General features: G+C 63.4%; 23 protein-coding genes and 1 pseudogene. 13 read left to right on the forward strand and 11 right to left on the reverse strand.

The window, feature by feature from the left end:
* On the reverse strand, positions 1-695 hold a 695-nt coding region (locus tag OUZ52_RS09470), incomplete at its 3' end, for a glucokinase (protein WP_266158143.1).
* A gap of 385 nt (positions 696-1080) precedes the next feature.
* Here OUZ52_RS09470 and OUZ52_RS09475 point away from each other — a divergent pair.
* The 6 genes and pseudogenes from OUZ52_RS09475 (at position 1081) to OUZ52_RS09500 (ending at position 7102) form a co-directional block, all read left to right on the forward strand.
* A complete protein-coding gene (locus OUZ52_RS09475) occupies positions 1081-2112 on the forward strand; it encodes an aldo/keto reductase (RefSeq protein WP_266158144.1) in 1032 nt (343 codons plus the stop codon).
* Positions 2109-2987, forward strand: a complete 879-nt coding sequence (locus OUZ52_RS09480; RefSeq protein WP_266158145.1) for an amidohydrolase family protein — start codon at positions 2109-2111, stop codon at positions 2985-2987. Before OUZ52_RS09475 ends, OUZ52_RS09480 begins: the two co-directional genes overlap by 4 nt.
* A gap of 61 nt (positions 2988-3048) precedes the next feature.
* Positions 3049-3759 (forward strand): annotated as a pseudogene (locus tag OUZ52_RS09485) (SDR family oxidoreductase); the annotation flags it as partial.
* Complete coding sequence (locus OUZ52_RS09490; RefSeq protein ID WP_266158180.1) at positions 3760-4629, forward strand: fumarylacetoacetate hydrolase family protein; 870 nt, start codon at positions 3760-3762, stop codon at positions 4627-4629.
* Positions 4623-5942, forward strand: a complete 1320-nt coding sequence (locus tag OUZ52_RS09495) for an L-fuconate dehydratase (RefSeq protein ID WP_266158146.1) — start codon at positions 4623-4625, stop codon at positions 5940-5942. Before OUZ52_RS09490 ends, OUZ52_RS09495 begins: the two co-directional genes overlap by 7 nt.
* 5 nt (positions 5943-5947) lie before the next feature.
* Positions 5948-7102, forward strand: a complete 1155-nt coding sequence (locus OUZ52_RS09500; protein ID WP_266158147.1) for an alpha-hydroxy acid oxidase — start codon at positions 5948-5950, stop codon at positions 7100-7102.
* An 11-nt stretch (positions 7103-7113) separates the two neighbouring features.
* Here the strand turns inward: OUZ52_RS09500 and OUZ52_RS09505 are convergent, their stop codons facing one another.
* Both OUZ52_RS09505 and fucP read right to left on the reverse strand, forming a co-directional pair.
* Entirely contained in the window at positions 7114-7479 is a 366-nt protein-coding gene (locus OUZ52_RS09505) for an L-rhamnose mutarotase (RefSeq protein ID WP_266158148.1), read from the reverse strand.
* A gap of 3 nt (positions 7480-7482) precedes the next feature.
* Entirely contained in the window at positions 7483-8766 is a 1284-nt protein-coding gene (fucP, locus tag OUZ52_RS09510) for an L-fucose:H+ symporter permease (protein ID WP_266158181.1), read from the reverse strand.
* A 242-nt stretch (positions 8767-9008) separates the two neighbouring features.
* Between fucP and OUZ52_RS09515 the strand changes: the two genes are divergently transcribed.
* Entirely contained in the window at positions 9009-9785 is a 777-nt protein-coding gene (locus tag OUZ52_RS09515; protein WP_266158149.1) for an IclR family transcriptional regulator, read from the forward strand.
* Positions 9786-9879: 94 nt separating this feature from the next.
* Here the strand turns inward: OUZ52_RS09515 and OUZ52_RS09520 are convergent, their stop codons facing one another.
* Positions 9880-11049, reverse strand: coding sequence for a PilT/PilU family type 4a pilus ATPase (locus OUZ52_RS09520; RefSeq protein ID WP_266158150.1), 1170 nt, complete (start codon positions 11047-11049; stop codon positions 9880-9882).
* Positions 11050-11246: 197 nt separating this feature from the next.
* Positions 11247-12284 (reverse strand): type IV pilus twitching motility protein PilT, encoded by a 1038-nt coding sequence (locus OUZ52_RS09525; RefSeq protein WP_266158151.1) that lies wholly within the window; start codon positions 12282-12284, stop codon positions 11247-11249.
* Positions 12285-12668: 384 nt separating this feature from the next.
* Here OUZ52_RS09525 and proC point away from each other — a divergent pair, with 384 nt between their 5' ends.
* Together proC and OUZ52_RS09535 are read left to right on the forward strand one after the other, a co-directional pair.
* Positions 12669-13490 (forward strand): pyrroline-5-carboxylate reductase, encoded by an 822-nt coding sequence (gene proC / locus OUZ52_RS09530; protein ID WP_266158152.1) that lies wholly within the window; start codon positions 12669-12671, stop codon positions 13488-13490.
* Positions 13487-14062: a YggT family protein gene (locus OUZ52_RS09535; RefSeq protein ID WP_266158153.1), complete on the forward strand. Its 576-nt coding sequence runs from the start codon at positions 13487-13489 to the stop codon at positions 14060-14062. The genes proC and OUZ52_RS09535 overlap by 4 nt, the downstream gene beginning before the upstream one ends.
* Before the next feature lie 50 nt (positions 14063-14112).
* Here the strand turns inward: OUZ52_RS09535 and OUZ52_RS09540 are convergent, their stop codons facing one another.
* Together OUZ52_RS09540 and pdxH are read right to left on the reverse strand one after the other, a co-directional pair.
* Entirely contained in the window at positions 14113-14916 is an 804-nt protein-coding gene (locus OUZ52_RS09540) for an ABC transporter substrate-binding protein (protein WP_266158154.1), read from the reverse strand.
* A 19-nt stretch (positions 14917-14935) separates the two neighbouring features.
* Positions 14936-15523, reverse strand: coding sequence for a pyridoxamine 5'-phosphate oxidase (gene pdxH / locus OUZ52_RS09545; RefSeq protein ID WP_266158155.1), 588 nt, complete (start codon positions 15521-15523; stop codon positions 14936-14938).
* A gap of 41 nt (positions 15524-15564) precedes the next feature.
* Here pdxH and OUZ52_RS09550 point away from each other — a divergent pair, with 41 nt between their 5' ends.
* The gene (locus OUZ52_RS09550; protein WP_266158156.1) at positions 15565-16395 is read left to right on the forward strand and encodes a kinase; all 831 of its coding nucleotides are present in this window, start codon (positions 15565-15567) and stop codon (positions 16393-16395) included.
* Between the two features lie 69 nt (positions 16396-16464).
* Here the strand turns inward: OUZ52_RS09550 and OUZ52_RS09555 are convergent, their stop codons facing one another.
* From OUZ52_RS09555 to OUZ52_RS09570, 4 genes are all read right to left on the reverse strand, one after another.
* Complete coding sequence (locus OUZ52_RS09555) at positions 16465-16668, reverse strand: dodecin family protein (protein WP_266158157.1); 204 nt, start codon at positions 16666-16668, stop codon at positions 16465-16467.
* Positions 16669-16802: 134 nt separating this feature from the next.
* Positions 16803-17147: a YbjQ family protein gene (locus OUZ52_RS09560; RefSeq protein WP_266158158.1), complete on the reverse strand. Its 345-nt coding sequence runs from the start codon at positions 17145-17147 to the stop codon at positions 16803-16805.
* A gap of 123 nt (positions 17148-17270) precedes the next feature.
* Entirely contained in the window at positions 17271-17714 is a 444-nt protein-coding gene (locus tag OUZ52_RS09565) for a putative signal transducing protein (RefSeq protein WP_266158159.1), read from the reverse strand.
* Positions 17715-17815: 101 nt separating this feature from the next.
* Positions 17816-18709, reverse strand: coding sequence for an NAD-dependent epimerase/dehydratase family protein (locus OUZ52_RS09570; RefSeq protein ID WP_266158160.1), 894 nt, complete (start codon positions 18707-18709; stop codon positions 17816-17818).
* A gap of 2 nt (positions 18710-18711) precedes the next feature.
* Between OUZ52_RS09570 and OUZ52_RS09575 the strand changes: the two genes are divergently transcribed.
* From OUZ52_RS09575 to OUZ52_RS09585, 3 genes are read left to right on the forward strand one after another with little or no spacing between them, the layout of a single operon-like run.
* Positions 18712-19188, forward strand: a complete 477-nt coding sequence (locus OUZ52_RS09575; protein ID WP_266158161.1) for a shikimate kinase — start codon at positions 18712-18714, stop codon at positions 19186-19188.
* Between the two features lie 10 nt (positions 19189-19198).
* Positions 19199-20302 carry a 3-dehydroquinate synthase gene (aroB, locus tag OUZ52_RS09580; protein WP_266158162.1) on the forward strand — a complete coding sequence of 368 codons (1104 nt, stop codon included), beginning with the start codon at positions 19199-19201 and terminating at the stop codon, positions 20300-20302.
* A 33-nt stretch (positions 20303-20335) separates the two neighbouring features.
* Entirely contained in the window at positions 20336-20833 is a 498-nt protein-coding gene (locus tag OUZ52_RS09585) for a hypothetical protein (protein WP_266158163.1), read from the forward strand.
* Positions 20834-20851 lie beyond the last annotated feature (18 nt).

Raw genomic sequence — 20851 nt, forward strand, 5'->3', positions numbered from 1 at the left:
TCATAAGCAACATGCGTGTCGGGCAAGGCCAACTTGCCCAGCACCTGTTGCTCGCGCCCGACCCGCGCGGCCAATTGAATTTGCCCAGCCTCGGTGGCGAGTACAAACGGCGGCTGGCTAGGCAGCCGAACCGCCGCGCCAAGGCCGGTACCGGGACCGACCACCACCGCTGGGCCGGCATGCCCGACGGCGGCGCGTGCCGGTGCGTTCAACGGCTGCGCGCCGTCGGCATCGATGTAGGCCGTTGCATATGCCAGCGCCTCGAAATCATTGAGCAAGGCAAGCTCGCTCAATGCCAATGCATCGGTAACCGCGGCCAGCACGATCGGCCACGGCAAATTGTCGTTGACGATGGCGCCGTCGTGGGCGTAACCCGCACAGGCAAGCACCAATCGGCGTGGCTTGATGGCGAGTTCTTCGCAGAACGCATGCACGATGCCGTCCAGGCCGGCGTACTCGGCGCACTGGTAACTTCGATACGCCAGTATCGAAGGCATGCCGCGCTTCGGCTGTGCCGCAACCAGCCCGATGCGCGCATGGGTACCGCCGACATCGGCGGCAAGAAATGCCCATGACTGATGGTCGAGTGACTGATGGTCGAGCGCGTGCATCGCGGCGGTGGCGCCCGCGCTATGTTGACCTGCGCGAAAAGCGTCGTGCTCTTGTTGGTGGCCGGCCAAGATGTGCTCGCTCATACATCGCGCTCCAGGGAAACCCCGGCAAGCGCCGATGCCAAATCGCTGCGTGCTGGCTGAGTAAACCAATGCATGTGCATCCCCGAATGGCTGTGTCGCGATCCCCGTCCGATCGCGACCAGCGCAAAGCCACCAATTTTTACTAGCGAACTCATAATTCATACTTAAATAGATCGTGACAAGCTGCACTGCAACACGGATTCTCACGATCTAATCGCGACGTTATGGATCACTTGTAAATTCATAATTCATATGTGCACACTAATCGCCGGGTGTAAAACATGCCGCTGAGTGGCATGCCACATCATCCAGGGGGCTCGCTGCCCAGCCCTGCATCGATGCTCCGCTGACGCACGCCGAGGGCTTTAGCTCGCAGGATTTGGCCATGGCAAAACCGACCGCCAACGATGCTCGACATGAATCCGCCAGGCCGCCACGCAGCCGCCTGGCGGGTATCTCGCGACTCGCCTTTGGCGGTGCACCGATCGGCAATCTCTATCAAAGCGTAGGCGACGATGCCGCCTCGACCGCCATCCAGCAGGCGTGGCGCCAAGGCATCCGCCATTTCGATACCGCGCCCTATTACGGCTATGGGCTTAGCGAAAGCCGACTGGGCTCGGCGCTGGCGGCGCTGCCCCGCGACAGCTACACGCTATCGACCAAAACCGGTCGCCTGATCGAGCCTGCCAACGGGCGTATCGATCATGCCGACGGTTTCGTCGTCGATGGCCGGCAAGCGGTTTTCGACTACAGCCGCGACGGCATTTTGCGCTCGGTCGAGGCCAGTTTGAGGCGGTTGCGCACCGAGCACATCGATGTGCTTTTGCTGCATGACATCGGGGCACTGACCCATGGCGCCGATCACCCGCGGATACTGCGCCAGGCGTTGGATGAAGCACTGCCGGCCATGGCCGATCTGCGCAGCCAGGGCATCTGCGCCGCCATCGGCCTGGGCGTCAACGAAGAGGAGGTCTGCCTGCAGGTCATGCCGCTGTTCGACCTGGACGTCATCATGCTGGCCGGCCGCTATACGTTATTCGAGCAACACGATAGCCAACGCGTCATGGCGCAGGCGATCGAGCGCGGCATCGCGATACTCGCCGCCGGCCCCTATAACTCCGGCCTGCTCAGCGGCGCGGACCGCCCAGGCGCCACTTACAACTACGCCCCGGCCGATCCGGCAACTCAGGCACGAGCGCAACGTTTCTACGACATCTGCGCGCAGTGCAACACCGATGTCGGCGCGGCGGCGATACAGTTTCCGCTCGCTCATCCCGCCGTAGCCAGTGTCGTCTGCGGCATGCGCTCAACCGAAGAAGTGAGCAGCGCCGTTTCCCGCCTTGAGGCGCAGGTACCGGCGCAGGCATGGGCACGACTGCGCGAGGCCGGCTTACTCGACGGCGCGATGAGCCCATGATCATCGTCGATGCGCATCAACATTATTGGAGCGTGCGGCGCGGCGACTATGGCTGGCTCGACACCGCGCCGGAAACATTGCGGCGCGACTATTTGCCCGACGATCTACGCGCGCAACGCGACCAGGCCCAGGTATGGCGGACGGTGCTGGTGCAGGCCGCGCCGAGCGAGGCGGAAACACGTTATCTGTTCGAGCTGGCGCGCAGCGAGCCCAGCATCGCCGGCGTGGTCGGCTGGGTCGACTTTGCAGCCAGCGATGTGCGCCAACGTATCGACAACCTGGTCCGCGATGGCGATGGCCGCCTGCTTGGCCTGCGACCGATGGCGCAGGATATCGCCGACCCCGACTGGCTGGCCCGCCCGGCCCTCGATGCGGCCTTCGATGCCCTGCAGGCACATGACCTCGCCTTCGACGCGCTGGTTCGCCTGGATCAACTACCGGCCTTGCGGCAACGACTTTCGCGCGAACATTCCCTGCGCGCCGTGCTGGACCATGCAGGCAAACCGGATATCGCCCATGGCGAGTTCGACGGTTGGTCTGTGCAAATCACCAAGCTCGCCGAGCACAGCCGCTTGCACTGCAAGTTTTCCGGCCTGCTCACCCAGCTCGCCCCTGGCCAGGGCGAAAGCGCCATCGATCGCTATGTCGAACATCTCTTCGAGCGCTTTGGCGCGTCGCGCCTGCTGTGGGGCAGCGACTGGCCGGTGCTGACCACGCAAAGCGGCTACGCCCATTGGCTCGGCCTCGCGCAAAGCTACGCGAAACGTCTGGCACCGGCGCGGCTCTGCGACATTTTCCGCGGCAACGCCAGCGCCTTTTATCGATTGGACACGGCCGCGCCCACTCATCCGCCACTCGATGGAAATCTCGCATGAACGAGCATGACCTCAATCGCCGCTCTTACCGCCTCGGGGCACACCGCGTGGAGACACGCGCATGAGCGGCCGCCTAAGCGGCAAACACGCCTTGATTACCGCCGCCGGCGCGGGCATCGGTCGCGCCACCGCCATCGCTTTCGCCGCGGCTGGCGCGCAGGTACTGGCCACCGATATCGATGCCGCTGCATTGACCGCGCTGGCTGCCGAGCATCCATCGATTCGTACCCGCGTGCTGGATGTCACCCGTGTCGACGATATCCATGCCCTGCTCGCCGGCGATGAACCGCTCGATGTGCTCTTCAACTGCGCCGGCTATGTCCACGCGGGCAGCATCCTCGACACCGACGAAGCCAGCTGGCGACGCTCGTTCCAGATCAATGTCGACAGCATGTTTCTCCTATGCAAGGCGGTGCTGCCGGGCATGCTCGAGCGCGGCAGCGGCAGCATCGTCAACATGGCGTCGGTGGCATCCAGTATCAAAGGCGTACCGAACCGTTTCGCCTACGGCGCCACCAAGGCCGCGGTGATCGGGCTCACCCGTTCGATCGCCGCGGATTTCGTATCTCGCGGCGTGCGCTGCAACGCGATCTGTCCGGGCACGGTGAAAACGCCATCGCTTGGCGAGCGCGTGCGCGCGCTGGGCGGCGATGAAGATGCCGTTTGGCGCAGCTTCACCGAGCGGCAGCCGATGGGCCGCCTGGGCCGACCCGAAGAAATCGCCGCGTTGGCGCTCTACCTGGCCTCCGACGAATCCGCATTCACCACCGGCATGAAACTTGTCCGTTATGGCGACCCAGGCGCGGAGCGGCCGGGGCTTATCGATGACGCAGGCGAACTGAGAGACCTGTCGAGCGTTATCGCCGACATCGATCAACACGCGCTAAGCCGCGCTGGCCGGCAACGCTTGGCCGCGATCGATCCGAAGACCCTGCCCAAGGTGGCCGACAAGCCGCGCTTCGGCGCTCCCATCGCGCGAGTCGGCAAGATGATTTGCGTGGGCATGAACTACGCCGAGCACGCCGCGGAAACCAACGCACCGGTCCCCGAGCAACCGGTGCTTTTCATGAAAGCCACCAGCGCCATCATGGGGCCTAACGACGACGTGGTGATCCCGCGCGGCTCATCGAAAACCGATTGGGAGGTCGAGCTCGGCGTGGTCATCGGCGAGCTGGCTCGCGATGTCAGCGTGGCCGCAGCGCTGGACCATGTCGCCGGCTACCTGGTGGTCAACGACCTGTCCGAGCGCGAGTTCCAGCTCGAGCACGGCGGCCAGTGGGTGAAAGGCAAAAGCTGCGACACCTTCGGCCCGCTCGGGCCATACCTGGTCACCACCGATGAAGTCCCCGACCCGCAGCAGCTGGGCCTGTGGCTGGAGGTCAACGGCCACCGCTACCAGACCGGCAACACCCGCACGATGATCTTCGGCGTGGCAACCCTGGTCAGCTACATCAGCCGCTACATGACGCTGATGCCCGGCGATGTGATCAGCACCGGTACCCCCGCCGGGGTCGGCCTGGGGCTGAAGCCACCCAGCTATCTGCGCGCCGGCGACGTGATCGAGCTGGGTATCGACGGCCTGGGCCGGCAGCGCCAGCAAGTCCGCGCACACCCTGCCGATGGAGGCCGCGCTGCATGGTGAAGATAACCGCGCTCGATACCTACGATGTTCGCTTTCCGACCTCGCGCGAGCTGGATGGCTCGGATGCAATGAATCCGGACCCGGATTATTCGGCCGCCTATGTCGTACTGCGCACCGACGACGCCCGGCATCTGGCCGGCCACGGTTTTGTATTCACCATCGGCCGCGGCAACGACGTGCAGAAAGCCGCGCTCGATGCCTTGCGGCCCTTCGTGCTCGGCCTGACCCTCGACCAGGTGATCGGCGATCTCGGCGGCTTTGCCAACCGCTTGATCGGCGATTCGCAGCTGCGCTGGCTAGGCCCTGAAAAAGGCGTCATGCACATGGCCATCGGTGCGCTGATCAACGCCGCCTGGGACCTGGCCGCGCGCCACGCAGGCAAGCCGCTGTGGCGATTTATCGCCGAGCTGTCGCCGCAGCAAATCGTCAACGTGATCGACTTTCGTTACCTTACCGACGTGCTTACCCCCGAACAGGCGCTGGCCCTGCTTCGCGCCGCCGAGCCGGGCAAGCAGGAGCGCATCGGGCAATTGCTCGCCGAAGGCTATCCCGCTTACACCACGTCGCCGGGCTGGCTTGGCTACTCCGACGAAAAAATGCAGCGACTGGCGCGCGAGGCCGTCGCGGATGGCTTTCGCACGATCAAGCTCAAGGTCGGCCTGAATCTGGACGACGATGTGCGGCGCTGCCGCCTGGCCCGCGCAACCGTCGGCCCGGATATCCATATTGCCGTCGACGCCAACCAGCGCTGGGATGTGCCGCAAGCCATCGCATGGCTGCACCGGCTCGCCGATGCCAACCTTGCCTGGATTGAAGAGCCGACCAGCCCGGACGACATCCTCGCCCACGCGACGATTCGCCGGGCGGTGGCGCCGACGCCGGTGTCCACCGGCGAGCACACCCACAATCGGGTCATGTTCAAGCAGTTGTTCCAGGCCGGCGCGGTCGATCTGGTGCAGATCGACGCCGCCCGCGTCGGTGGCGTCAACGAGAATCTGGCCATTCTTCTGCTCGCCGCGAAATTTGGCGTGCGCGTGTTTCCGCACGCCGGCGGCGTGGGCCTGTGCGAACTGGTGCAGCATTTGGCCATGGCCGATTTCATTGCGATCAGCGGCAAGAAAGAAGACCGTGCGATCGAGTTCGTCGATCATCTGCACGAGCATTTCGTTCACCCTGTAACCATTCGCCACGGCCGCTACATCGCACCCGACGCCGCGGGGTTTTCCGCGCAAATGCACGACCGCTCCATCGCCGAGTACAGCTATCCGGACGGCCCGGCCTGGCACGAATCAGCGGACGCACTGAGGGCCTGATTGCCATGAGCACACCGATCACCAACGTGATGGATCTGCGCGCGCTGGCGAAGCGCCGCGTGCCGCAAGCCTTCTTCGAATACGCCGACCGCGGCTCTTATGACGAGGTGACCTTGCGCGAGAACCGCCAGGCCTTCGACCGTATCAAGCTGCGCCAGCGCGTGATGGCCGATGTCGACAACCGCTCGCTGGCGACCAGCATCCTCGGCCAGCCGGTGTCGATGCCACTGGCGATCGCGCCGACCGGGCTCACCGGCCTGCAGCACGGTAGCGGCGAGATTCACGGTGCCCGCGCGGCCACGGCGGCCGGCATTCCGTTCTGCCTGAGCACCATGTCAATCTGCTCGATCGAGCAGGTACACGCCGCGGTAGCCGCGCCGTTCTGGTTTCAGGTCTATGTGATGCGCGACCGTGGCTTCACCCGCGAACTGATCGAGCGCGCCAAGGCGGCCGGCTGTTCGGCGCTGATGCTTACCGCCGACCTCACGGTACAGGGCCAGCGCCACCGCGAAATCAAGAACGGGCTCTCGGTACCGCCCAAGTTGACCTTGCGCAACCTGCTGGATATCGCCAGCAAGCCGCGCTGGGCCATGAGCGTGTTGCAAGCGCCCAGCCGCTCGTTCGGAAACCTGCAAGGCCGTATCGGTGGTTCGGACAGCCTCACCACCCTGGCCCAGTGGATCGCCAGTCAGTTCGATCCCAGCTTGAACTGGAAGGATCTCGAATGGATTCGCCAGCTGTGGCCGGGCAAGCTGATCATCAAGGGCATCATGGATCCGCGAGATGCCGTTATCGCCGCTGATCACGCTGTCGACGCCATCGTGGTCTCCAACCATGGCGGCCGCCAGCTGGACGGCGCACCCGCGAGCATCGATGTACTTCGCTCCATCGCCCAGGTCAGCGCCGATCGCCTAGAGGTGCTCTTCGACGGCGGCATCCTCAGCGGACAAGATCTACTCAAGGCGCTGGCCAGTGGCGCACGCGCAGGGCTCATCGGTAAAGCTTTTCTGTACGGCCTGGGTGCCATGGGCGAGGCCGGCGTGACACGCACCATCGAAATCATCCGCCGCGAACTCAGCGTGAGCATGGCGCTGACCGGGCAGACCGATGCGCGAGCTATCTCGCCGGATGTGCTCTGGCGCAGCGAACCCAACGGCTAGCAAGGCCTGGGCTAGCGCGGATTGTCCTCGGCGATACAGTCAGCCAGCGAAAACAAGCGCGTCATCGGCACCCATTTCTGTCCAGCCTCAGCCCACGGCAGCGGCTGCTGGAAGGTGTCCATCAGGTTTTCCCAGGCCTGCACCCGCGGGTCGGCCGCATCGGCAGCCCGTTTGGCCTGCTCGTCAAAATCGGCCGCGACATCCACGACCAGCACCAGCCGGTTGCCGCTGCGAAAAATTTCCATATCGAGAATGCCGGCCGCGCGTATCGAGGCGACGATCTCCGGCCAGATACGTTCGGCGCTATGCCAACGCTCGTACTCGGCGATCGATGCGGCATCGTCTTTCAGGTCCAGGGCGAAATACCGGCGGGGCATGGGTTAGCGCGCCTCACCCGTGGTCAAGGCGCCGTAGCGGCAGGCAAACAACAGCACCACCACAAAACTGACCACCGGCACCGACATCGCGCGCGCGATGCCGCCGACATCCGATGCCGCACCCATTGCCGCGGTCAGCACCGCGCCGCCAATAATGGTCATCACCAGCATGGCCGAACCGAGCTTGCGCTCTTCGTCGCCGCGCCCTTCCACACCGAGCGCAAAAATCGTCGGGTACATCACCGACATGAAGAAACTGCACGCCACTAGCGCGTAGGCGCCGACATGGCCTGTCCACAGTACGGCCAGACCGGCAAGCAGCACATTCAGCGTGGAAAACGCGGCCAGCAATCGCACCGGCGCTATATACCTCATCAACACCGTGCCGGCGAACCGGCCCGCCATAAAGCACACCAGCGAAGCGGTCAGGTAGTTGGCGGCCTCTTTCGCCGACGTCCCCGGCATGGTGCCTTGCACGTAGCGAATCAGATAACTCCAGACACCTACTTGGGCGCCCACATAAAAGAACTGCGCCGCCAAAGCCCAGCGGAACCGATGATCGCCCAGCAACTTGCCCAGCACACTGCGGCCAGCGGAGCTGAGCACCTCATCGTCGGCGTGATGCGGCAACGGAAAACGCGTCACCAGGATCAGCAAGGCCCAACCAAGCACCGCCAATCCAATCACCAGATAGGGCAGCTGCACCGCGCTGGTTTCTTGGGCCAGATAGGCGCTGCGGGTGAGCGCACTCATGGCCGCCAGTTGCGCTGGCGATTTCTCGATACCTGAAAAAATGAATTGCTGGCCGATAAGAATGCCAGTGATCGATCCAAGCGGATTGAATGCCTGAGCGAGATTGAGCCGGTACGCGGCGGTCTCGCGCGGGCCAAGCAAGGTGACAAAGGGGTTCGCCGACGTTTCCAGGAAGGCCAGGCCGCTGGCGATCACGAACAGCGCAAACAGAAAGAATCCGTAAGTGCCCAGCGACGCTGCCGGCCAGAACAGCAGCGCGCCCACGCCATAGAGGGTAAGCCCACAGATCACCGCGTTCTTATAGCCGAAACGGCGCATGAAAATACCCGCGGGGATGGCCACCAGAAAGTAGCCCAGGTAAAACGCGCTCTGCACCAGACCGGCCTGAAAGTCAGTCAGCGTGAAGACTTTCTTGAATTGCGTAATGAGCACGTCATTCAAATTGTTGGCGACGCCCCACAGAAAGAATAGGCTGATGATCAACACCAGCGGCAGCAGCGACGCCCGGGCCGCCTGCCGCACAGGCGTGACCATGGGCAGCTCGCGTTCTGTGGTCGTACTCACATCCGCTACTCCTCGCTAACGTGCCGGACTAAGCCCGGCGGGTTATGGCAGCCTGGAGACTGATGTGCATATATGAACTTTATATTCACTTGTAGTACAAGCCGCAACGCAGCATATTCGCTGGCGGCATCGCTCTACCCTTCAAAAAAAGCCATGCTGTGAACACCTTCCCGAAGGCAAGCGTTGGTTATCAACAGGAATTCATTGCGACCATGCCGAAAACAACTCCGAAGTACCGCGCGCCCGCGCTGGACAAAGGCCTCGACATTCTTGAACTGCTGGCCGCGGCAGCCGCGCCGCTAAGCGTCGCCGAAGTGTCCGAAGGCATCGGCCGATCGCGCAGCGAAATTTTCCGCATGCTGCAAGTATTGGAAGAGCGCGACTACATCGCGCGAGGCGAAGGCGACTCTGGCTACTCGCTCACTTCGCGTTTGTTTCGACTCAGCATGGAGCAACCCCCGGTCAAAAGTACCGTCGAGGCCGCCATGCCGGTCATGCACCGGCTTGCCGACGCGGTGGAGCAGTCATGTCACCTGGTGGTGCCTTCGCGCGAGCAGATCGTAGTGATCGCACGCGTAGATCCACCGAGTGAAATCGGCTTGGTGGTCCGTGTCGGACATCGCCGCCCGATGTCCCAGGCCACCTCCGGCCATGTCCTGCTGGCGTTTCAAAGCGACGATATCCGCGCTAGCTGGCTGGATATCATCGCCAGCCACGATGCCGACTTCGATCGTAAAAAACTGTTGAAGCTGGTGAGCCAGGTGCATGCCCGCGGCTATGCCAGCGCACCCAGCCAGGTGGTTGACGGGGTGACCGATTTATCCGCACCGGTGCTGCAACATGGCCATGCCGTGTGCGCCTTGACCATCCCCTTTATCGAGCGACGCGCGTCCTCCAGCACGGTCAAGCACGCGCTGGCGCAACTGCGGCAGGCCGCGGCGGATATTTCCGACTCGCTGCAATTCGGTGCCTCGGCGCGCAAGGACTGATGCGCCGCCATCCCTGGATTGCCACGACGGCCGGCAACTCAGGGATAGCCGGATAACTGCGTTGTGTCGCCAAGGCGAACTGAGCGCAGTGCGCTCAGCGATGCAGCAGGCCGCCGCCACCGAAATGATTGGAGTCGCGGGTCTCTTCCAGCTCGACGCCGTCCAGGCCTTGCGACAAGGTGTGGGCGTCGCCGCCCTGGGCCAGCTTGATGCGCAGACGCACTTCGTTGGAGCTGTCGGCGTGACGCAGCGCGTCCTCGTAGGAGATCTCACCGGCGTGATAAAGCTCGACCAGGCTTTGGTCGAAGGTCTTCATACCCAGGTTGGTCGATTCCTTCATCACTTCCTTGATCTTGTGAATATCGCCCTGGCGGATGTAATCCTGCACCAGCGGCGTACCCAGCAAGATCTCCACCGCCACGCGGCGTGCCTTGCCGTCCGGGGTCGGAATCAGCTGCTGCGCCACCACGCCCTTGAGATTCAGCGATAAATCCATGAACAGCTGCTGGCGGCGATCTTCCGGGAAGAAATGCAGGATGCGGTCGATCGCCTGGTTGGCATTGTTGGCGTGCAGCGTGCAGATGCACAGGTGACCAGTTTCGGAGAAGTTGATCGCGTACTCCATCGTTTCACGCGTGCGCACCTCGCCGATCATGATCACGTCGGGGGCCTGGCGCAGCGTGTTCTTCAGCGCGTTCTCCCAGCTGTCGGTGTCGATGCCCAGTTCGCGCTGGGTGATGATGCAGCCTTCGTGCTTGTGTACGTACTCGATCGGGTCTTCGATGCTGATGATGTGGCCGGTCGAATTCTGGTTGCGATAGCCGATCATCGCCGCCATCGAGGTCGACTTACCGGTACCCGTACCGCCAACGAAGATGATGATGCCGCGCTTGGTCATCGCCAGCTGCTTGACGATCGGCGGCAGGGTCAGCTCTTCGATCGTCGGGATGCTCGACTCGATCCGGCGCAGCACCATGCCTACGCAGTTGCGCTGGTAAAAGCACGACACACGAAAGCGGCCGACGCCTTGCGCGGAAATCGCGAACTGGCATTCGTGGGTTCGTTCAAACTCCTCGCGCTGCGACGGCGTCATCACGTTGAGCACCATGTCGCGCGACTGCTGCACGGAAAGCGGGCTCTGGGTGATCGGCACAATCCGGCCCTGCACTTTCATCGAAGGCGCCACACCGGCGGTGATGAAAAGGTCGGAGGCCTTTTTGTGCACCATCAATTTCAGAAACGAGGTGAAATCGAAATCGCTCATGACAGGCTCCTTTAGAGCCGGGGAACGGAAAACAGGGAACGGGAAACGGGGGTTAGCCGTGAGGAAATGACCATGGTTGCCGCTCGCTTTATAAGATCGAAGTCACGCATTAACTTGCCCCCTGGAGGCGACGACCAGGTCGTGGGGCGGGAACGACAGCAGCCATCATATTCCCGTCCCCTTCCCCGTTCCCCGCCTTACTTGAATATGTCTTTGTTCTTGGCGTAACCGGAGGCTTGCTGACGGGTTATCAGGCCACGCTTGACCAGATCCTGCATGTTCTGGTCGAGCGTCTGCATGCCGTATTGCTGGCCGGTCTGGATCGACGAATACATCTGCGCCACTTTGTCTTCGCGAATCAGGTTACGGATCGCCGGGATGCCCACCATGATTTCGTGCGCCGCACTGCGCCCGCCGCCGACTTTTTTCAGCAGCGATTGCGAGATCACCGCGCGCAAGCTTTCGGAAAGCATCGAGCGCACCATCGGCTTCTCGCCGGCCGGGAACACGTCGATGATGCGGTCGACGGTCTTGGCCGCCGAGCTGGTGTGCAAGGTGCCGAAGACCAAGTGACCGGTTTCCGCGGCGGTCAAGGCCAGCCGGATGGTCTCCAGGTCGCGCAACTCGCCCACCAGGATGTAGTCGGGATCTTCGCGCAATGCCGAGCGCAACGCCTCGTTGAAGCCGTGCGTATCGCGATGCACTTCGCGCTGGTTGACCAGGCACTTTTGCGAGGTGTGCACAAACTCGATCGGGTCCTCGATGGTAAGCAGGTGACCGTGTTCGCTCTTGTTGATGTGATCGACCATCGCCGCCAGCGTGGTCGACTTGCCCGAACCGGTGGGGCCAGTGACCAGGATCAAACCCTGCGGCTGTTCGATCAGTTCGCGAAAGATCGGCGGGCAGCCCAGGTCTTCCAGCGTCAGCACCTCGGACGGAATGGTACGGAATACCGCACCCGCGCCACGGTTCTGGTTGAAGGCGTTGACGCGGAAGCGCGCCAGCCCGGGGATTTCGAAAGAGAAGTCGGTTTCGAAGAATTCTTCGTAATCGCGACGCTGTTTATCCGACATGATGTCGTAGATCAGCGAGTGCACCTGCTTGTGTTCCAGCGCCGGGATGTTGATGCGGCGCACGTCACCGTCTACGCGGATCATCGGCGGCAGGCCGGCGGACAGGTGTAAGTCCGAGGCTTTGTTCTTCACCGAGAAAGCGAGCAGTTCGGCAATATCCATCAGGTTCCCCTCAACCTTTAATAATCGTCATGAATGCAATGGCGCAGGCTGCAGTCACTGTGGGCAGAGGCGAGCGACGGACGCGTGGCGGCCGCTTATCCAATGAACAGATCCCCCTTCATCGACCCAACAGTCACAGCACGTCGATACTACTCGCCGCAAGGCCCACGCGGCCAGAGCATCCCTGAAACACATGACGAAAGTGCGGACGCAGTTTGCAGAAGCGAGGTTTGGAATCTTGCCGGCACCGGTTGCCGCGCAAGCCGACCGGCCTCAGCCGGCCTCTGGCCGCGCCTTAGATAGCGCTGCGGGTATCGCAAAAGCTCATCGCCAGCCCCGGCTCCGGTAAGGTAGCGCTCTGGATTGTTGGAGAGCCCGTTCCCTATGACACGTATCGCTTTTATCGGCGGCGGCAATATGGCCCGTAGCCTGATCGGCGGCCTGTTGAAAACCGGCCTGTCAGCCTCTGCCATCAGCGTGGCCGAGCCGCGCGCCGACGCCCGGCAAGAACTAGGCCGTGAGTTCGGCGTCGCCTGCTACCCCGAAAACCGCCTGGCCGCGGCCGATGCCGAGGTGTTGTTGCTAGCGGTGAAGCCGCAAATCATGCCGGCCATCCACATGGAGTTGCGCGATACCTTGCAGCGCAACCGGCCCATGCTGATCTCGATTGCCGCCGGTGTGCGCATCGATCAGCTGGAGCGCTGGTTTGGCGCCATGCCCATCGTGCGCTGCATGCCCAATACCCCGGCACTGATCGGCGCCGGCGCCACCGGTCTGTGCGCGAATCACCGGGTAAGCCCGCCGCAACGGGCGCAGGCGCAACGGATCCTGGACGCCGTCGGACTGACTCGCTGGATCGACGACGAGTCACTAATGGACACCGTCACCGCGCTATCGGGTTCCGGCCCGGCCTATTTCTTTGCCCTGGTCGAAGCCCTGGAAGACGCCGCCGTGGCCCAGGGCATGTCCCGCGACAGCGCCCGCGCGCTGGCTGCGCAAACCTGTCTCGGCGCCGGTCGCATGCTGGTCGAAAGCGGTGAAGACCCCGGCGAATTGCGCAAGCGGGTTACCTCGCCCAACGGCACCACCCAGGCAGCGCTGGAAAGCTTCCAGGCCGATGGCTTGCAGCGCATCGTCTCCCGTGCCGTTGCCGCAGCCACCCGCCGCGGTGAAGACCTCGCGGCCAGCCTGGACGATGCCACATGATTTACCTGCTAAACGCCTTGTCGTTTCTGCTCGAGCTGGTGTTTAGCGCACTGGCTACCTTGTTTGTGTTGCGCCTGCTGGCGGAAGCCTGTCGGGCCGATTTCAACAATCCGCTGAGCCAGTTCGTTTATCGCTATACCAATCCGGTACTGGCGCCGTTGCGGCGGGTGCTGCCGAACTGGCGCCGGATCAATCTGTCGGCATTGCTGGTGGCGTGGCTATTGATGCTGCTCAAGCGCTTCATGCTGTTCGCCGTGCTCAGTATCCTGCCGCACCCGCTGGGCCTGCTGTTGCTGTCGCTGGCCGACTTGCTCGATTTTGTGCTGGTGTTTTACCTGGTGCTGATCTTTGCCTGGTCGCTGATGAGCCTGTTCCAGGTCGATCGCCGCCAGCCGGTCTTGCGCTTGATGGGCAGCCTGGTCGAACCCTTGCTGCGTCCCTTGCGCGGCAAGCTGGTCATCGGCGGGCTGGATTTCTCGCCCTGGGCGGTCATGGTGGCGCTGATGCTGGCGCGTATTCTGCTGGCGTCGCCGTTGACCAACCTCGGTACGGCATGGGCATTGACCGGCTAACTAGCGGCCCATGACCTAGCCCTCCATGGCAAGCCATGGGAGCGGAAAGATCACGCGCTGCGCGCCGCCCATGCGGCGATCACCGCGTGAATCGCATCAAGCCCATCGAACAACGCCGCCGGCCCCGGCTGCAGGATGATCGGCGACTTGATCTCGTAGAGATCGCCGTTGCGCACCGCCGGGATAGTCTCCCAACCCGGTCGTGCCGCTACCCGCTCGGAACGAAAGCGCTTGCCGCACCATGAGCCGAAAATAATGTCGGGGGCGCGGCGGATCACCTCGTCGCCATTCGGCAAAATGCGATGCTTCGCCAACGGCTCCAGCGCCTGCGCGGGAAAAATATCGTCGCCGCCGGCAAGGCCGACCAGCTCGGCAACCCAGCGAATGCCGGTGATGAAGGGGTCGTCCCATTCTTCGAAATACACCTTGGGCCGGCGCGGCAACCGCGCCGCGGCGGCACGCACCTCGGCAAGGTGCTGCTCGGCCTGCTGCGCATAAGCCTCCGCCTTGTCGGCGGCGCCGACCATCGCGCCGAGCCGGCGGATGTAGGCAAGAATGCCGTCGACGCTGCGATGATTGCTGATCCACACCTCGACACCCGCCTTGATCAGCTCACGCGCGATATCGGCCTGGATATCCGAAAAGCCGATCGCCAGGTCGGGCTGCAGCTTGAGGATTTCGTCGATCTTCGCGCTGGTGAAGGCGGAAACCTTGGGTTTTTCCTTGCGCGCCCGCGCGGGCCGCACGGTAAAACCCGAAATGCCGACAATGCGATGCTCTTCGCCGAGCGCATAAAGCGTCTCGGTCGGCTCTTCGGTCATGCAGACACTGCGCTGCGGGTCGTGGTCGCTCATGCGCTGCTCGCGGACCGGCTCACGGATACAGCAACCGATGCGTCCAGGTCTGTCCGTGCCGGCTCCAGCGCACCCGCTCATGCAGGCGGTATTCGGCGCCGTACCAGAACTCCAGCGTATCGGGCTCGACCACGTAACCGCCCCACTGCGGCGGCCGCGTTACTTCGCGCCCGGCGAATTCTTTTTCATACTGCGCCACGCGCTGCTCGAAGCTATCGCGGTCGGGCAGCGTCTGCGATTGCAGCGAAGCCCAGGCGCCGATCTGGCTTTGCCGTGCCCGGCTGGCGAAGTAGGCGTCTGATTCTTCCGCCAGCAATTTGCGTGTCGCCCCCTCGATCCGCACCTGCACCCCCTGGTGCAGCTGCTTCCAGTGAAAACACAACGCTACCTGAGGGTGGGCGTCGAGTTGGCCGCCTTTGTCGCTCTCGTAATTGGTAAAAAAACGAAAGCCGCGCTCATCGGCCCCCTTCAGCAGTACGATGCGCGAACTCACCCGGCCATCACTGCCGACGGTAGACAGATTCATCGCGGTAGGTTCGGGGTCGCCGCTGGTGCGGGCCTCGTCTAGCAATTGCAAAAAGGTCTGGAGGATCTCGTGGTTCAACATAAACTCTTGAATCGTGGCCGTCGCGCGCCATCATGGCGGGCATGAATAACGATGCTAGCACGCAGCATTCGGCCTTGGCCGAACACCTGCTCGATCAATACGCCGGACGCATCGCCCGCGCCAGACGCCCCTATGTGCTGGGCCTGTCCGGGCTGCAAGGCAGTGGCAAGAGCACGCTGGCTCGCGAGATGAAGGCCCAGGCCGAGAAACGCGGCTGGCCGACCGAAGTGCTTTCCCTGGACGACTTCTATTACGCCCGCAGCGAGCGTGAGCTGCTGGCCCAGCAGATCCACCCCCTGCTGCGCACCCGCGGTGTGCCGGGCACCCACGAGATCGAGCTGTTGCTGTCGGTGTTGGCGGCGCTGCCGCATGCCTCCGACAAATTGCCGGTGAGCTACCCGCGCTTCGACAAGGGACGCGATACCCGCACCCCGCCCTCGCGCTGGCCGCGCATCACCCGGCCGCCACGGCTGGTGATCCTGGAAGGCTGGGCGCTGGGTATACGCCCGCAACTGCAGGCGGCGTTGCAGGCACCGGTGAACGAGCTGGAATACCGCGAGGATCCCGACGGCGACTGGCGCCACTGGGTCAATAAGCAACTGCGCGGCTACCAACCGCTATGGCGCAAGCTCGATGCGCTGATCGTGCTGCAAGCGCCGAATTGGGATGTGATACGGCAATGGCGCAGCCAACAAGAAGAAGAGCTGCTGGCCCGGCACGCCCCCTTGGCCATGGACGCCAGCGCCATGCTGCGATTCCTCGCCCATTTCGAACGGCTGAGCCGACACGCCCTGGCAACCTTGCCGGCCGTCGCCGATACCTGCGTGGAATACGACGACCAGCGCCACGTGACCGGAATCAGTCACGCCTAACGCTGGCTTATACGCTGAGCACTGGGATGGCCCCTCTCTCCGCAACGGCAGAGAGAGGGGCAAGACGGCTTACTTCACCACGAAGCTCACGTGCATACCGACACGCCATTCGGTAATCGTGCCGTCGTCACGAGTAGCGACCTTGATGTCGCTAATCCACGCACCCTTGATATTTTTCACCGACTCGGCCGTCTTGCTCAGCCCCTTCTTGACCGCATCATCGATGCTCTTGCCAGACGATGCCGTGATCTCAATAACCTTGGCTACCGACATGACGCAATCCTCTGCAATGACCGCACGAGCGGCGCGGCGCGCTTCCCCCTGAAGCGGCCAGTCTGAGCCCGCTTCAAGCCCGCATACAAGCCGCGTTGCGGCATGCCATGGGCCGGGGAAACCCGGCGCCGCCGTCAGCTGACCGGCTCGACCTGCACGGCGGTGCCGTAGGCAAGAACCTCGGTGACGCCTTCGGCGACATCGTTGGCGTCGTAGCGCATCGCGATCACCGCGTTGGCACCGTGTTCGGCGGCATGCTGCAGCATCAGTTCAAAGGCTTCTTCGCGGGCCTTTTCGCACAGCTCGGTGTAAATCGAAATATTGCCGCCGACCAGGGTTTGCAGCGCCGCGCCGATATTGCCGATCACGCTGCGCGAGCGCACCGTAATGCCGCGCACGATACCCAGCGGACGCACGATGCGGTAACCGGGGATTTCATTGCTGGTGCTGACCAGGTGCGGCTGAATGCGCATAGCCATATGTCACTCCACTGGTTCGTCAAGGAGCAACGATGCTCCCACACCGGCCTGCCTTGGGCATCTGCCATGCGTCGTGGCTTATCGGGCTTGAGTTGAGCCTGGCGATGCCCCACTTGGCGCAGGCTACGCTGGCTCATCCTCGCTCAAGGCAAAGTCGCCGCGCTGGAAGGCCTGAAAAATCTCCCGGGCACGAGCCAAGTCGGCCTCGTAGACCAGCACCCGCACGCCACCGACCGCCTGGGTCAAAAAGGGGTTGGCCTGCAATAGATTCGCCTCCCCGGCGACGGTCGCAATACCCTCGGCATTCAACCTCGCGCAAAGAATATGCGCCTCGGTGGGCACCAGGAACCGGGTCAGGCAAACCACATCGCCACGACGCCTGTCGCCTCTATCCAGCTCATCCCGAGCAGGCTCAGCTAGCGGCAAGGCTACCTCGCGTGAAATCAATTCATCGCGCGCGACCTGCAGGGCCAGCTCAGTCATGTCGCCCGAAACGTATCGCCGAAGCAGCTCATCATCGGCCATCTGCTGAAATCGCTGTTGCAACACCGCCCGCTCAGCCGTCATGGCATCCCCCGCTAGTCGTGTCGGCGGAGTATCGCAGACAGCCACTGCATCGCCACAAGCCGCGACCGACGCACACCGAGCAGCGATCGCCAAGCCCGCGCTCAAGCATCGGTGGCAAGCAAGGCGGCGTAGCCTTCGCGGGCATCCGGCCAGCGCGGCACGAATCCACTGTCGCGCAGACGTTGATTGCGCAAACGCTTGCTACCCACTCCTGGCGGTGCCGGCCCCGCTGGCGGCAATGGCGCGTTGAGCAGACCAGCCAGGTGGTCATACAGCACATCCAGCGGTAACGGTGTGTTATCCGTGCCCAGGTACAGCGGCGAGGGTTGGGCCAGATCGAGCAGATGCACGATGGCCGCGGCGGCATCGTCGATGTGCATCCGATTGGCCCAGTGCAGCGTGTCTCGCGGTACGCGTAGCTGACCTGCACGCACGCGCTCCAGCAGTTGCAAACGCCCGGGCCCGTACAAACCCGAAAGGCGCAAGACCACCGAGCTCACGGCTTGCTCGGCCAGCCAGCGTTCCGCCTCGAGCAATACGCTGCCATTGAATCCCAGCGGCGCCGGCGGCGTCTGTTCGTCGACCCAGTCATTGCCGTGTTCGCCGTACACCGCGCTCGATGAAACCAACAGAAAACGCCGCAGCGCCGTGCGGTCGAGGGCAGCCAGCAAATGACGCAAACCGTCGACAAAGACCGCGCGATAAGCCGCCTCGTCACGCGCTGCCGGCGTCGGCAAATAAACCACCGCGGTGAAACCAGCGGGCACATCGCGCAGCGTATCGGGCCGGGTCAGGTCAGCCGCCAGCCAGCGTATGCCGCTGTCGTCCATCGCCGGTGGCTGCCGGCGCAAAGCCCATACCTCGGTGCCTTGCGCCAGCAGCCGCTGCGCCACGCGCTGACCCAGATCGCCACAGCCCGCCAACAGCACACGCTGGGCCCGATCGGCGCCGGTTTGATCTTTTTGGGCCTGATCTTTTCTACTGCTAAAGTTCACGCATGAATCCCTCGCATTATGGTCTGAGCTTTGTCGATCTCGATCAGGAAATCGAACAACACTGCGGCGTCAGCGTGCACACGGTCTTCGAGATCGAAGGCGAGGCCGGCTTTCGGCTGCGCGAAAGCGCCCTGCTCGACGAGTGCAGCCAGCGCCATGGGGTATTGCTGGCCACCGGCGCGGGCGCGGTGCTCGATCCGCTTAACCGCAAACACCTGATCGAACGCGGCTATGTCATCTGGCTGCAGGCCAGCGTCGAACAACAGCTTGAACGGCTGGCGCACGACACCCGCCGGCCGTTGCTGGCTGGCGATGATCGTCGCGGCAAGCTCGAAGCGATGGCGCAGATTCGCGCACCGCTTTACCGCGAGATCGCCGATCTGGCCATTCCCGGCGAGCATGAAGGGGTCAGCACCGCCAGCACGCGCAGCATCGCCCTGATCGATCAACATTGGCAGCGCCAGACCGCGTCCGCCTAGGAACCAACGCATGACCACCGCCACCGCCCACAGCACTCGCCACATCGACGTCGTACTCGGCGCACGCAGCTATCCGGTATCGATCGGCCAGGGCTTGCTTGGCGACCCCGGCCACTGGCGCCACGCCTTGCGCGGACGCCACGTGCTGGTGATCAGCAATCGCACCGTCGCGCCGCTTTATCTGGACCGCGTCATGGCCGGGCTGGATGGCCTGCAGGCATCGTCGTTTTTGATCGACGACGGCGAAGCCCACAAAACCTTCGCCAATGTCGGCCACGCGCTGACTGCCCTGGCCCAACTGGGCGCCACCCGTGACGCCTGCATCATCGCCCTGGGTGGCGGCGTGGTCGGCGACCTCGCCGGCTTTACCGCGGCCTGCTGGATGCGCGGCATCGATTTCATCCAGATGCCGACGACCTTATTGGCGATGGTCGATTCCTCGGTCGGCGGCAAAACCGGGGTCAACCTTCCGGCAGGCAAAAACCTGGTCGGTGCGTTTCATCAACCGCGCGCGGTGATTGCCGACATCGACACCCTCGCCAGCCTGCCCCAGCGCGAATACTGCGCCGGCCTGGCCGAAGTGGTGAAAGGCGCGGCCATCGGCGATATCGAGTTCTTCCACTGGCTGGAGCAGCACGCCGATGCCTTGGCCGCACGCGACACAGCCACCCTGATCGAAGCCATTGCGCGCAAGGTGCGCTACAAGGCCGGCGTGGTCGCACGCGACGAAACCGAGCAAGGCGAACGTGCGCTACTCAACCTCGGCCATAGCTTTGGCCATGCGCTGGAAACGGCCGGCAAATACACCGCGCTGCTGCACGGCGAAGGCGTGGCCATCGGCATGTTGCTGGCGGCCAGGCTGTCCGAGCGCCTGGGCATGAGTGGCGCCGCCGACACCGCCCGCTTGCAGCGGCTGCTGCAACAACTAAGCCTGCCCACGACCATCCCGCCCGGCATGCAAGCGCAAGCTTTGCTGGCGCTGATGCACCTGGACAAAAAGAACCTGGCGGGCACGCTGCGGCTGATTCTATGGCGCGGCATCGGCCAGGCCGAAATCGTCAGCGGGGTGGACGAGGCCCAGGTACTGGCCGTGCTGCGCGAAAACACCCGGTAACGCCGCACCCTATCGCTCAAGGAAGCAGCACCGATGATGCGCCTGATGGCCTTGTTGGCACTGGCATGGGTGGCCGCCAGCCACGCTGAAGAACGCAAACAAGCGGATTTCGCGGACTATCGCGCCACCACGCATCACCGCGGCATCGCAGCCAGGCCGCTCTTGCGCACGGCCCAGGACCGGCTCTACCGAAGCCGCATCGGCGAGGCCGCCAGCACCGGCCGGGTGAATTTCGCCGGCCACTACATCCTCACGGCCATCGGCTGCGGCGCCAGCTGCATCATGGTGTTCGCCCTGGACGCCGACACCGGGCAGGTCGATTGGCTGCCTTTTAGCGTCAGCCAGGGCGTGGATGACAACGGCTTCGACACCGATATCCCGCCCTTAGATTTTCGCCAGGACAGCCGTTTGCTGATCGTCGCCGGCAGCCGTGACGAACACGGCCACGGCCTTTATCGCTACGTCTTAGAGCACGACCGGTTCCGCTTATTGAGCGCCCGCGAAGACCGGCCAAGCGGCCCCGGCGAGTAAAACCGGCGCCGCCGGGCT

Origin of the sequence: Dyella silvatica, from assembly GCF_026283955.1 — a bacterium.
In the GTDB taxonomy this organism is placed as follows: Bacteria; Pseudomonadota; Gammaproteobacteria; order Xanthomonadales; family Rhodanobacteraceae; genus Dyella_C; species Dyella_C silvatica.